The sequence below is a fragment of the Pseudomonas gingeri genome (assembly GCF_013386165.1).
GTDB classification, from domain to species: domain Bacteria; phylum Pseudomonadota; class Gammaproteobacteria; order Pseudomonadales; family Pseudomonadaceae; genus Aquipseudomonas; species Aquipseudomonas gingeri_C.
The window spans coordinates 1-240 of the sequence record NZ_JACAOS010000032.1 but is presented as its reverse complement, the minus strand read 5'-3'; the positions used below and the strand labels follow the sequence as shown (position 1 = coordinate 240).

Sequence of the window (240 nt, the reverse complement as noted above, 5' to 3'; positions counted from 1 at the left end):
GCGTCAGCGTCTGGGCGTGGAGCTGAACCTGGCGGATATCTTCGCCCAACCGGAACTGGCGGCGCTGGCCCGGATACTGGCCGAAGCTGCCGGCAGCAGCCAACCGCCGATCGTGGCGGTGTCCCGTGATCAGGTTCTGCCGTTGTCGTTTGCCCAGCAGCGTCTGTGGTTCCTGGCGCAACTGGAAGGCGGCAGCGCGGCCTATCACATCCCGGCCAGCCTGCGCTTGCACGGCAGCCT

At 67.5% G+C, this 240-nt stretch carries 1 pseudogene; it reads left to right on the top strand.

The annotated features are described in order from the left end of the window. Window positions 1–240 (top strand): annotated as a pseudogene (locus HX866_RS32665) (condensation domain-containing protein); the annotation flags it as partial.